The following is a 12,249-nucleotide window of genomic DNA, read 5'->3' as shown; positions in this document are numbered from 1 at the left end:
CCCGGCGGCCCAGCGGCCCGGCGGCCCGGCGGCCCAGCGGCCCGGCGGCCCAGCGGCCCAGCGGCGCGCCGGCGCGGGTGCCCCCCAGCGGCCCAACGCGGTCCAGCTGCGCGGCGGCTCGGTGATCCGGCGGACTCCAACCGAGGTCGCTGCGAGGCTGTTCCGCCAGACTGACCGCGATCGAGATGCTCCGCCCACCTGCGGATAACCACGGAGACGTCGATTAGCGCCACTCAGCGGCTCGCTGGCGCCTTGATCGGCGCAAGGGGTGGTTGCGGTCGAGTGGACCATTCCGGAGCCTTCTGCGACGCGTGTAGAGGATCCACTCGGCACCATGCACTCACCCCAGTGGCCGCCGCCAGTCGCTCGGCACCGCAGCCGCCGCCCGCCGCTGCGTCCGCTCCGCCACCAGCCGCTCGCGACGCCGACCTCGTCGCCCACCGACTCGCCCGTCGCGACACCCATCGCCGCGCCGACCGCCCGCCGCGCCCGTCACCGCGTCCGCCGCGAGCCGCGAGCGCTTGCGGATTGTGCTTTCGAACGCGCGGGCCAGCGCGCCCGACCGACCCGTCCGCTCACCACTCCCGCCGACCTCTCCTGCGGCCAGAGCGGCACCCACGGTGGCTGGCGAAGCGAGAATGGCGGCGGTCCACGGGTCATGCCGATCTCGAAAATCAGGGCCGCCGCCGGTTTCACGTGAAACCGCGACGACCCGGAATGCAGAACGGCCGCGCTCCCGGTGGGGTAGCGCGGCCGTAGGCGAGCGGGCGGGGTCAGTCCTCCCCGCTCTCCTCCTGTTGCACTCCGATGATCCCGACGATCCGCTCAAGGTCGTCCACCGTCGCGAACTCGATGGTGATCTTGCCCTTGCTCCGGCCGATGTCGACCTTCACCCGGGTGTCGAACCGGTCCGACAACCGATCGGCGAGATCGGTCAGGGCCGGCGCGTGCGCCTTGGGTCGCCGCTTCGCTGCCTGACCCTTCGCCGGCCCGTCGTTGAGTGCCAAGGCGACGATCTCCTCGGTCGCCCGAACCGACAGTCCCTCGGCCACGATCCGCAGGGCCAGCTGTTCCTGCGCCTCCGCCTCGTCGAGGCTCAGCAGGGCGCGGGCGTGCCCCGCCGACAGGATGCCGGCGGCAACCCGGCGCTGCACCTGTGCGGGCAGGTTCAGCAGTCGGATCGTGTTGGAGATCTGCGGGCGACTCCGGCCGATCCGGCGGGCCAACTCCTCGTGGGTGGCGCCGAACTCCTCCAGCAGTTGCTGGTAGGCGGCGGCCTCTTCCAACGGGTTCAGGTTCGCCCGGTGGATGTTCTCCAGCAGGGCGTCGCGGAGCATGGCGTCGTCACGGGTGTCCCGGACGATCGCCGGGATGCTCTCCCGCCCCACCGCCTGGGCGGCCCGCCAGCGCCGCTCGCCCATCACCAGTTCGTACTTCTCGTCGTCGAGCTGCCGAACGACGATGGGCTGGAGGAAGCCGACCTCCTGGATCGAGGTCTTCAGCTCCTCCAGCGCCTCCTCGTCGAAGACCTGACGGGGCTGCTTCGGGTTGGGCATGATCGCGTCGACCGGGATCTCGGCGAATCGCGCACCGGGCACCGGGCTGAGCACGGGTTCCGGCTCGCGGACCGGTGCTCCGGCCGACACCGGGGCGACAGCGAGGGTGCCCGCGTCGTCCAGGTGCTCGTTCTCCGGCTCGGCCGTCGCGGTGCCAGCGGCAGCCGGCGCTGGCCCGGTCGGGATCAGCGCCCCCAGGCCCCTACCCAGACCGCCCCGAGGACGGTTCTTCATGCCACGCCTCCCAGCGATTCGTCCGCACTACGCATTCCGGCCCACCGGCTCCTTGACGCCTCGCTCGGCGATCTCCTGGGCGGCCTCGAAGTAACTTGTGGCCCCCCGCGAACCGGGATCGTAGGTCATCACCGACTGGCCGTAGCTCGGCGCCTCGGAGACCCGGACGTTGCGGGGGATGACCGCCTGGAGAACCTTGTCACCGAAGTGGTTCCGGACGTCCTGCTCGACGGCGTCGGCCAACCGGGTGCGACGGTCGTACATGGTCAGCAGGATGGTGGAGACGTCGAGCTTCGGGTTGAGGTGCTGGCGTACCAGGTTGATGTTGTTGATCAGCTGGTTGAGCCCCTCCAGCGCGTAGTACTCGCACTGGATCGGGATCAGCACCTCCTGCGCGGCAACCAGAGCGTTGACCGTGAGCAGGCCGAGCGAGGGTGGGCAGTCGATGAAGACGTAGTCGAACTCGCCCGGGTAGGCGGCGATCGCCCGGTCCAGGCGCGACTCCCGGGCCACCACCGACACCAGCTCGATCTCCGCGCCGGCCAGGTCGATGGTCGCGGGTACGCACCAGAGGTTGGGGATGCCCTCGACCGCCTGTGCCACCTCGGCCAGGGGCACGCTGTTGATCAGGCAGTCGTACACGTCGGGGATTCCGGTGTGGTGTGGGACGTTGAGCCCGGTCGAGGCATTGCCCTGCGGGTCGAGGTCGACCACGAGCACCCGGTTGCCGTGCAGGGCGAGCGCCACCGCAAGGTTGACGGTGGTGGTGGTCTTACCCACGCCACCCTTCTGGTTGGCGACGCACATGACCCGGGTCCGGTCCGGCCGAGGCATGGTCACCTCGCCACTGGGATTCAGGATCTGCACGGCGCGCATCGCCTCCATAGCCAACGGTGGGTCATCCTCTTCGCGCGTCGGGGTTTCACGTGAAACGTACGTGGGATCGGCCGCCACGGCGGCCAACGACTCGGTCGAAGCGACCGGTGCGTCGGCGACCACCGGCGCGGCGTCCCGAGCGGCCGCCGCAGTGGGTTGGTGCGGGACGGCCGGCTCGAAGCGAACCGCAGCGGCGGTGTTGCGGCGGCCCGAGTTTGACCGCACCTCGGCGGCGTTGACCGGTCGACTCGACGCCTCCGGCGTCCGACGACCACTCGCCGGCTCCGGAACGGCCGAGCCCTCCGGCCGCCCGGCACGCGACGAGGGGTCGAGCGGTGCCGGCGGGTCGCTGTCGGTAGGTCGGCTCGATGGCCCGGTCGCGCCGGGCGACCAGCTCGGGTAGTCGGTTTCACGTGAAACGGGATCGCTGGTCGACCCGGTCACGCGTGGATCGTCGTACCTGCCGTCGTCATGCACCTGTCATCCCTGCCCGCTTCGGATGGTCGGTCCGCGCCCCGGTCAACTTGGCCGCATCCACGCCCGCAACCCGGAGCGTACGGCCCGCGGGAGCGGTCGGAGACCCGCGACGTCCGTCACCCGCTCCACACTATCGACGCGCGGTCAGCCTACGGCGGACGGGCGCGGCCGGTCCACGTCGGGTTCTCATCCCCTCGTCCATCCGTACCGGTACAACGAGGCAACCCACCGGCCGGAAGCCCGATGGCGCGAAGTGTCAACCTCGGCGGGAGCGTCCACTCCGGGCGCGCTTCTTGGCCGCCGGCCGGGGCGGGCCGACCATCCGCTCGCGCACGATCTCCACGACCGTGGTGGGCGGATCGATCACCCCGACGCCGCAGAGTTGCACGGCCGGCTCCCCGCCGCCGAGTCGCGCGACCACCTCGGCGTGCTCCTCGATCTCGGCCGCGGCGGACGAGCCCTTGAGCGCCAGCAGTCGACCACCGCGAACCGCCAGGGGAAGACTCCAGCCCGCGAGCCGATCCAGGGGCGCGACCGCGCGCGCGGTCACCACGTCTCCGCTGATCGGGTCCCGGCCGCTCGACCCGCTGGCCGCCTCGTCGGCCCGGCCACGGAACACCCGCACCGACCTGGCCAGACCCAGTCGCTCGACGACCTCGATCAGGAACGACGTCCGCCGGGCCAGCGGCTCGATCAGGGTGACCGTGAGGTCGGGACGGGCGATGGCCAGGACGAGACCCGGCAGACCGGCGCCGGAGCCGACGTCGAGTACCGTCGCGCCGGACGGGATCCGCTCGGCGACCGCGGCGCAGTTGAGCAGGTGCCGGTCCCAGATGCGGGGCGCCTCCCGGGGGCCGATCAGGCCGCGGACCACCCCGTCGGTGGCCAGCAGTTCGGCGTACGCGGCGGCCAGGTCGAGACGGTCACCGAAGAGGGTCAGCGCGGCCGGGGCCAGCTCGGGCGGCAACGCCGCGTCGGCCGGTGACGGGGCGGCGTCACGCCCGGTCGATTCGGCATCGGCGTCGACGGTGGCGGGGCGGGCAGCGGACGGCCCGGGCGGCGTGCCGCCCGGGCCGTCCACGGCGTCGGCCGTGATGTCGTCGTGGGTCACCCGGTCAGTCCGCCGGCCGTACGACGATGCGCCGGTTCGGCTCCACACCCTCGGACTCGCTCGCCACGCCGGACATGGCGTTGACGACGTCGTGCACGCACTTGCGCTCGAACGCGGACATCGCCTCCAGGCGGACCGGCTCGCCGTACTCCTTGACCTTCTCGACGGCGTTCTTGGCGACCGCGGCGAGTTCCTTGCGGCGGTTCGCCCGGTAGCCACCGACGTCGAGCAGCAGACGGCTCGGCGTACCGGTCTGCCGGAAGACGGCAAGGCGGGTCAGTTCCTGGAGCGCCTCCAGGGTGGCCCCGCGCTGACCGACCAGATTCTGCAGCCGCTCGCCGACCACCTCGACCATCGGACGGCCGGCGGCGACCAGCTCGTCGATGTCGCCGTCGTAGTCGAGGATGTCGAGCAGACCCTCGACGTAGTCGGCGGCGATCTCGCTCTGCCGGAACAGGTCGCCCTCGCCCACAGCCTTCTTCACCCGGGTGCCAGCGGCGGTGTCGGTGTCGTCGTCCGCCTCGGTGTCGTCGGCTTCGGTGTCGTCGCCGTCCACCGCGAGCGTGGCGGTCTCCTCCTCGTCCAGGGACTGCTCAGCGCGGGGGATGCTGGTCTCGGTCACGGTCTCATCTCCGTACTCGCTCGGCCGGACCGTCGGGTCCGACTGGTTTCCCGGGGCCGGCGGGAGGTCGCCGGTGCCCACGGGCACGTCTGTACGGGCAGTGTCGCCCGTGGCCGCGCTGTGCGCGGTCGGTTCCGCCCGGCGCCGGCCGTACGGCGGCTGCGCGGTGCGGAACGGGCCGCCGCCGGTGATCCGGCGGCGGCCCTCGCAGGTCAGCCCTGCCGCTTGGCGGGGCGGCTCTTCTTCGGGTTGTTCACCGGCTTGGCGCCCGGCTTCGGCCCGGCCACCTTGGGCGCGGCCGCCTTGACCGGTGCCGGCGGGGCCGTCTTGCCGCGACCGAACAGGCCACCGGACTTGGCGGGCTGCACCGGGTTACGGCTGGCGGCGGGCGCGACGGCCTTCTTGGCGGTCACCGGCGGCGGGAACTTCCGCAGCACCCACTGCTGCTGGCCGAGGGTGAAGAGGTTGTTGGTGACCCAGTAGATGATGACGCCGATCGGGAAGATCGCGCCGGAGATCAGCAGCGACGCGGGGATGCCGTAGAGCATCAGTCGCTGGATCATCCGCTGCTGCGGGTCCTCGGCCCAACCGGTCTTGAGGATCATCTGACGGCTGGTGAGGTAGGTGGTGGCGATCATGACCAGGACCAGGACACCAGCAATGATCTTCACGGTGCTGCCGTTGGCGCCGAGGCTGGCGAGCTCGTCGGCAGTGGAGCCGAACTTGCCGGCGATCGGGGCGGTGAAGAGCTTCGCCTGCGAGGCGCTCTGGAACTGGTCGGCGGTCCAGCCGTAGAGGGTCTGGTTCCGCTTGTCCGGGTCGAGCCGGCGCAGCACGTGGAAGAGGCCCAGGAAGACCGGGATCTGAAGGAACATCGGAAGGCAACCCATAAGCGGGTTGGCCTTCTCCTTCTTGTACAGCTCCATCATTTCTTTCTGGAGCGTCTCCCGGTCACCCTTGTGCTTCTCCTGAAGCTCCTTGACCTTGGGCTGGAGCGCCTGCATCGCCCGCTGCGACTTGATCTGCTTGACGAAGACGGGGAACAGGATCACCCGGACGGTGACCACGAGGAAGATGATGGAGAGGATCCAGGCGAAGTTGGTGCCGATCACCGCGCCGACGGGCACCCCGATGGCGTCCCAGGCAGAGTGCCAGGTCAGCAGGATCCACGAAATCGCGTAGTAGATCCAGTCGAGACTCAGACTCAATTCGGGGCTCCAGTCACATCAGCACGACGGCGGCCGCCCGGCTCCGGCACCGGGTCATATCCACCAGGGTGAAAGGGGTGGCAGCGCAACAACCGCCGGGCCGCCAGCACGGCTCCCCGGAGCGCGCCATGCCGAACGACCGCCTCCTGGGCGTACGCACTGCACGACGGGTAGAACCGACAGCGAGCCGGCAGTGCCGGACTTATCCACCGACGGTACGCGATGATGGGCGCGATCAGCACCTTGGCACCGGTTGTCGACGGCCGTGGGCTGCTCTGCTCGGTGCCGCTCATCGGGACCGCCGTTCGCGCGGCGACCGGGCGACCGCGATGGCAGCGTCCAGGTCGGTGGCGAGCCGAGGGTACGACGCCTGCGCCGCGGCGGGGAGCGCCCGGACGACCAGGGTGCTGCCGGCGGGCAGGTCGGTCAACCGTTCCCGGACCAGCGCCCGCAGTCGGCGCCGGACCCGGTTGCGAATCACCGCGTTACCGACCGCCTTGGACACGACGAAGCCGGCACGGGACGGCACGGACGACTGCTCCGCACTGTTGTCCCGTACCGGCTCCGGCGAGGTCGGTGTGCTGGGGTCGACGGTCACCGGCACGGTGAGGTGGACCACGACGGCGCCACGTCCGGCGCGTCGGCCACCACGAACCGCTGCGGCGAAGTCAGTGCTGCGCCGCAGTCGCTGTGCGGCGGCCAGCACGACTGCCCACGTCCCCTGGACCGGCCCGGTCGGCTCAGGCCGACAGGGTGGTGCGACCCTTGGCGCGACGGCTCGACAGGATGGCACGGCCGGCACGGGTGCGCATGCGCAGCCGGAAGCCGTGGGTCTTCGCGCGCCGGCGGTTGTTCGGCTGGTAGGTGCGCTTGCTCACGTCAGGCTCTCCGTTTTCGTACGCGCCCCGCGCGACGGGATCGCCGGGGTCGTGTGGTGGTCCAGGCCACCTCGACGGTGGCCCACGATCGGTGCTGTCCGGCGGAGCGGGACCTCGGCGATGCGGGGATGCGACCGCGGACAGCAAGCACCCATCACCCTAGCAGAGGGCGAGAAAGCAGCCGTTCCAGCCTACGCAGGGGGGCAATGACCGTCAAACACCTCGAGCAGGGGACAACGGGACGCGCCCGAGGCCGAAGGGCGGTTTTCGCTGATGCCGACAAGGGCGCCGCCGCGTCGCCGGTTGATGGCGCAGGGACAACGCTGTTACCGTGCCCGATTGCGGTGAGCGTCGGAAGCTCCGGTCGTCGCGCAGGCAAGACCGGACATGGCAGTGAATCGTTCGGCACGGTGAACCCGCTTCAGCGCCCGTTCAGGCAGGGGCAGGTCCCACCCGCGTCCGGCGGCGGCCACAATCGGTCGGTACACAGGCTGTGGATAACTTGTGGATGACCACCGGTCGACCGTCCGGGTGGGTGTTGTTCCACCCGCGAACGCGGCGGGCCCGGGACGGCCGGCTGGCAGACAGCGGCGGCCGGGAGCAGAAGCGAGGGGGTGGCACGACGGTGGCCGGTACGACCGACCTTGCCGCAGTGTGGTTAGCGGCGACCGACGAGCTCGCCGACGAGATCATCTCCGCCCAGCAGCGTGCCTATCTCCGACTGACCCGGCTGCGAGCGATCGTCGAGGACACCGCACTGCTCTCCGTTCCGGACGCGTTCACCCGCGACGTGATCGAGTCACGGCTGCGCCCGGCGATCACCGAGGCGCTCACCCGCCGGCTGGGCCGACCGATCCAGGTCGCGGTCACCGTTCGGGTGGCCGAGGACGCCACCGGCCGACCGGCCGGCACCGTCTACCGCAGTGCCCCGGAGACCGGGCAGCTCGACATCGACGGTCCGGGTATGGCGTTCGACGACGACCAGGGCGCTCGACCGTCCGCCGACGCGATGATCCCTGAGCAGTCAGCCGCGCCGCGTACCCCCGATCCGGGTCCACCGCCCGCGCCGGCGGGTCCGCCGCTCGCGCCGCCCGTCGACGGGCATCGCGCCGGGTTGATCCCGGCCAGCAGGGACGGGCAGGAGGCGTTGTTCAGCGCTGCCTTCGCGGAGCCCCTGCGGCCCTCCCGGCCGGGTCCGGACCGGCGCGGCTACGACGAGCAGGCCGCCCGCCTGGATCCGTCCGGCCCCGACACCCGGCCCTACGAGCCCCGCTACCGGGACGACTCGGCGTCACCGCGCGACCAGCACGTGATCCGCTCGCTGCCCCGGGACAGCGGAACGGACAGCGGCCCGGGTCGCAGCGCGGTGGACCATCGCACCGGTGGCCGCGACGACCGTCGGTTGCCCGGTGCCGACACCGGTGGCAACCGGCTCAATCCGAAGTACATGTTTGAGACGTTCGTCATCGGCTCGTCCAACCGCTTCGCCCACGCGGCGAGCGTGGCGGTGGCGGAGTCACCGGCCAAGGCGTACAACCCGCTGTTCATCTACGGGCACTCCGGGTTGGGCAAGACGCACCTGTTGCACGCCATCGGGCATTACGCCACCACGCTGGGCAACGCCCGCTCGGTCCGGTACGTCTCGACCGAGGAATTCACCAACGACTTCATCAACTCGCTCCGGGACGACAAGACCAGCGCGTTCCAGCGGCGCTATCGCGACGTCGACATCCTGTTGATCGACGACATCCAGTTCCTGGAGAACCGCGAGCGCACCCAGGAGGAGTTCTTCCACACCTTCAACACGCTGCACAACGCCAACAAGCAAATCGTGATCACCTCTGACCGGTCTCCGCGCCAGCTCGCGACCCTCGAGGACCGGATGCGAACCCGGTTCGAGTGGGGGCTGCTGGCCGACATCCAGCCGCCGGATCTGGAGACCCGGATCGCGATCCTGCAGAAGAAGGCGGCGCAGGAGCGGATGTACGCCCCGCCGGACGTGTTGGAGTTCATCGCCTCCCGGGTGTCGAACTCGATCCGGGAGCTGGAGGGCGCGCTGATCCGGGTGACCGCGTTCGCCAGCCTGACCCGGTCGACAGTCGAGCTGTCGCTGGCCGAGGAGGTGCTTCGGGACTTCATGCCCGACGGCGCCGGTCCGGAGATCAACGCTGACCAGATCATGGCCTCGACCGCTGACTACTTCGGGGTGAGCCTGGAGGATCTGCGCGGCCAGTCCAGGTCCCGGGTGCTGGTCAACGCCCGCCAGGTGGCGATGTACCTGTGTCGGGAGTTGACCGAGCTGTCGCTGCCCCGGATCGGGCAGGCGTTCGGTGGCCGGGACCACACCACTGTGATGCACGCCGACCGCAAGATTCGTCAGCAGATGGCGGAGCGCCGCTCGCTGTACAACCAGATCGCCGAGCTGACCAACCGCATCAAGCAGAACAGCTGAGGCGTACGACCGCCGTCGCGCGGCGCACAGCCGCAGGACACGCCCGACCGGATCGCCGGTCGGGCGTTCTTTTTGGGTCAGTCAGCTGGACTCTCGACATGGTGGAGACCACAGCATTGAGGCCGTGACCGCCTCGATCCCCACTCGTTGTCCACAGCTCGTTATCCACCGTCGGTGGATAACTACGGTCCGTCCTCCGCCAGTTACCCACAGGCTGTGGAGAAACCCTGTGTACGAAGCTGTGGACGCCTGGGGACGACCGTCAGGTTATCCACCGATCATCATCAACCTGTGTACGAGCTGTTGAAGGTTCTGGGGATGACGGCAATGGTGATCTTCCCCGCGATCCACAGGCTTGGGGAGAAAGTCGGTGGATTACCGGTGGACAACCGGTGGACAACGGTGGACAACCGGCCGTCGTCGCCGGGCTGTGGACACACGAGCCGGTTGTACCCCCGGTTCTCCACAGCTAAATCACCGGTGGATAACCTGTCTGACCTGCGCAGACCCCGGTTTTCCACAGTTTGCACAGGTGCGATGAAGACGATGAGTTATCTCTTCTAAGAGAACAAAAACCAATCATCACCGTTGGGCTTTCTGTGGATCGGGCCGAACGCTGTCGGATCAACCGGTCAGCATCGACACGATCCATGGGGTCGGGCGCACAGCCGATGTCCCCGCGCCCTAAGGTGCGATGGGTACCCGCACGGTCGGGCGGGACGGTAGGCAGCGGTCGGCATGAGAGAGTTGTCGCTGACGTCGACGCGGAGGCATTGATGAAGTTCCGAGTGGAGCGCGACGCGCTCGCCGAGGCTGTGGCGTGGACCGCGAAGAGCCTGCCAAACCGGCCATCCGTACCGGTGCTCGCCGGGGTGATGCTTCGCGTCACCGACGGCAACCTGCGGGTCTCCGGGTTCGACTACGAGGTCTCCAGCCAGGTGACCGTCGAGGTGCAGGGCGACGCCGACGGCGCCGCGCTCGTCTCCGGCCGCCTGCTCGCCGAGATCACCAAGGCGTTGCCGGCCAAGCCGGTCGACATCGCCGCGGTCGGCGCACACCTCGAGCTGGTCTGCGGCAGCGCCCGGTTCACCCTGCCCACCATGCCGGTGGAGGATTACCCCGCGCTGCCCGAGATGCCGCAGAGCGCCGGCACTGTCGACGCCGCGGCGTTCGCCACCGCGGTGGCCCAGGTGGCCATCGCCGCCGGTCGCGACGAGACGCTGCCGATGATGACCGGCGTCCGCGTCGAGCTGTCGGGTGACACCCTGTCGATGCTCGCCACCGACCGTTACCGGTTGGCGCTGCGCGAGATCCAGTGGCGGCCGGACGACCCCGAGGTGAGCATCAACGCCCTGGTTCCGGCACGCACCCTGAACGACACTGCCAAGGCCCTCGGTCCGCTGGGCGGCGAGGTCACGCTCGCCCTCGCCCAGGGCGCTGCGGGCGAGGGCATGGTCGGCCTCGCCGGCGGCACCCGACGTACCACCAGCCGGCTGCTCGACGGCGCCAACTACCCGCCGGTGCGGTCGCTCTTCCCAGCCACGCACAACGCCGCGGCCCGGGTGTCGGTCAGCACGCTGATCGAGGTGGTCAAGCGGGTCGCGCTGGTCGCCGAACGGACCACCCCGGTGCTGCTCAGCTTCAGCGCCGACGGCCTGGTGGTCGAGGCCGGCGGTTCCGAGGAGGCACGGGCCAGCGAGGCGATGGAGGCCACCTTCACCGGTGAACCACTGACCATCGGCTTCAACCCGCAGTACCTCATCGACGGTCTGGCAAACCTGGGCGCTCAGACGGCCGTGCTCTCGTTCGTCGACGCCTTCAAGCCTGCGGTGATCTCTCCCGCTGGCGAGGATGGCGAGGTCATTCCGGGGTACCGGTACCTCATCATGCCGATCCGCGTTTCGCGCTGATCGCGCCCAGCAACACCCAGATCCACGGAGGTAGAAACAGATGCAGCTCGGCCTGGTAGGACTCGGCCGTATGGGCGGCAACATGCGGGAGCGGTTGCGTTCGGCCGGGCACGAGGTGGTCGGCTTCGACCACAACGCGCAGATCAGCGACGTCACGACCCTCGCCGGCCTGGCAGAGAAGCTTGAGTCGCCGCGCGCGGTCTGGGTCATGGTGCCCGCCGGTGTCACCGACGCCACGATCGACGAGCTCGCCGAGGTGCTTGGCGAGGGCGACATCATCATCGACGGCGGCAACTCGCGCTTCAGCGACGACGCGCCCCGTGCGGAGCGGCTCAACCAGCGGGGCATCGGCTACATGGACGTCGGGGTCTCCGGCGGCGTATGGGGCCGGCAGAACGGCTACGGGCTGATGGTCGGTGGCGCCCAGGAGCACGTGGACCGCCTGATGCCGATCTTCAACGCGCTCAAGCCGGAGGGTGAGTTCGGCTTCGTGCACGCCGGCCCCGTCGGTGCCGGGCACTACTCGAAGATGGTGCACAACGGCATCGAGTACGGCCTGATGCACGCCTACGCCGAGGGCTACGAGCTGATGGCCGCCTCGGAGCTGGTGACCAACGTGCCGGGCGTCATCAAGTCCTGGCGGGAGGGCACCGTCGTCCGTTCCTGGCTGCTTGACCTGCTCGACCGGGCGCTCGACGAGGACCCGGAGCTGGCCGACCTGAGCGGCTACACGGAGGACACGGGCGAGGGCAGGTGGACGGTCGACGAGGCGGTCCGGCTGGCGGTGCCGCTGAACGTCATCACCGCTTCGCTGTTCGCCCGGTTCGCCTCGCGGCAGGACGACTCGCCCGCCATGAAGGCCGTCTCCGCGCTGCGTCAGCAGTTCGGTGGCCACGCCGTCCACAAGCGCTGAGCGGTATCCACA

Annotated in this window: 10 protein-coding genes and 2 pseudogenes; 4 read left to right on the top strand and 8 right to left on the bottom strand. The window is 69.9% G+C overall.

What is annotated here, in order from left to right; translation table 11 throughout:
* Positions 1 to 773: 773 nt before the first annotated feature.
* From GUI43_RS20180 to rpmH, 8 genes are all read right to left on the bottom strand, one after another.
* A complete protein-coding gene (locus tag GUI43_RS20180) occupies positions 774 to 1,790 on the bottom strand; it encodes a ParB/RepB/Spo0J family partition protein (protein WP_112699509.1) in 1,017 nt (338 codons plus the stop codon).
* Between the two features lie 27 nt (positions 1,791 to 1,817).
* Positions 1,818 to 2,891, bottom strand: coding sequence for a ParA family protein (locus GUI43_RS33935; protein ID WP_373861851.1), 1,074 nt, complete (start codon positions 2,889 to 2,891; stop codon positions 1,818 to 1,820).
* 508 nt (positions 2,892 to 3,399) lie between these two features.
* Entirely contained in the window at positions 3,400 to 4,254 is an 855-nt protein-coding gene (rsmG, locus tag GUI43_RS20170; protein WP_112699512.1) for a 16S rRNA (guanine(527)-N(7))-methyltransferase RsmG, read from the bottom strand.
* A 4-nt stretch (positions 4,255 to 4,258) separates the two neighbouring features.
* Positions 4,259 to 4,876, bottom strand: coding sequence for a Jag family protein (locus GUI43_RS20165; RefSeq protein ID WP_091397533.1), 618 nt, complete (start codon positions 4,874 to 4,876; stop codon positions 4,259 to 4,261).
* 212 nt (positions 4,877 to 5,088) lie between these two features.
* Complete coding sequence (gene yidC, locus GUI43_RS20160) at positions 5,089 to 6,078, bottom strand: membrane protein insertase YidC (RefSeq protein WP_112584009.1); 990 nt, start codon at positions 6,076 to 6,078, stop codon at positions 5,089 to 5,091.
* Between the two features lie 2 nt (positions 6,079 to 6,080).
* A complete protein-coding gene (yidD, locus tag GUI43_RS20155; RefSeq protein WP_091396555.1) occupies positions 6,081 to 6,377 on the bottom strand; it encodes a membrane protein insertion efficiency factor YidD in 297 nt (98 codons plus the stop codon).
* Positions 6,374 to 6,790 (bottom strand): ribonuclease P protein component, encoded by a 417-nt coding sequence (gene rnpA / locus GUI43_RS20150; protein WP_112601242.1) that lies wholly within the window; start codon positions 6,788 to 6,790, stop codon positions 6,374 to 6,376. Before rnpA ends, yidD begins: the two co-directional genes overlap by 4 nt.
* 34 nt (positions 6,791 to 6,824) lie before the next feature.
* Positions 6,825 to 6,962 (bottom strand): 50S ribosomal protein L34, encoded by a 138-nt coding sequence (gene rpmH, locus GUI43_RS20145; protein WP_007453904.1) that lies wholly within the window; start codon positions 6,960 to 6,962, stop codon positions 6,825 to 6,827.
* A gap of 625 nt (positions 6,963 to 7,587) precedes the next feature.
* Here rpmH and GUI43_RS35220 point away from each other — a divergent pair.
* The 4 genes and pseudogenes from GUI43_RS35220 to gnd form a co-directional block, all read left to right on the top strand.
* Positions 7,588 to 7,912 (top strand): annotated as a pseudogene (locus GUI43_RS35220) (chromosomal replication initiator protein DnaA); the annotation flags it as partial.
* Positions 7,913 to 8,091: 179 nt separating this feature from the next.
* Positions 8,092 to 9,414: pseudogene (dnaA, locus tag GUI43_RS20140) on the top strand (chromosomal replication initiator protein DnaA); the annotation flags it as partial.
* 776 nt (positions 9,415 to 10,190) lie between these two features.
* On the top strand, positions 10,191 to 11,324 hold the full coding sequence (gene dnaN / locus GUI43_RS20135; protein ID WP_112583932.1) for a DNA polymerase III subunit beta: 1,134 nt from the start codon (positions 10,191 to 10,193) through the stop codon (positions 11,322 to 11,324).
* A 40-nt stretch (positions 11,325 to 11,364) separates the two neighbouring features.
* On the top strand, positions 11,365 to 12,237 hold the full coding sequence (gnd, locus tag GUI43_RS20130) for a phosphogluconate dehydrogenase (NAD(+)-dependent, decarboxylating) (RefSeq protein ID WP_112583933.1): 873 nt from the start codon (positions 11,365 to 11,367) through the stop codon (positions 12,235 to 12,237).
* The last annotated feature ends 12 nt before the right edge of the window (positions 12,238 to 12,249 follow it).

It is taken from the genome of Micromonospora noduli, from assembly GCF_003264365.1.
Lineage (GTDB): Bacteria > Actinomycetota > Actinomycetes > Mycobacteriales > Micromonosporaceae > Micromonospora > Micromonospora noduli.
Note: the sequence above shows the minus strand (reverse complement) of the source record. Positions and strands in the feature narration are given on the sequence as shown.

Excerpts from the sequence above, each read along its gene's own strand:
- dnaN (WP_112583932.1), top strand. The coding sequence starts at position 10,191 with ATGAAGTTCCGAGTGGAGCGCGACGCGCTCGCCGAGGCTGTGGCGTGG.
- gnd (WP_112583933.1), top strand. The coding sequence starts at position 11,365 with ATGCAGCTCGGCCTGGTAGGACTCGGCCGTATGGGCGGCAACATGCGG.
- yidD (WP_091396555.1), bottom strand. The coding sequence starts at position 6,377 with ATGAGCGGCACCGAGCAGAGCAGCCCACGGCCGTCGACAACCGGTGCC.
- GUI43_RS20180 (WP_112699509.1), bottom strand. The coding sequence starts at position 1,790 with ATGAAGAACCGTCCTCGGGGCGGTCTGGGTAGGGGCCTGGGGGCGCTG.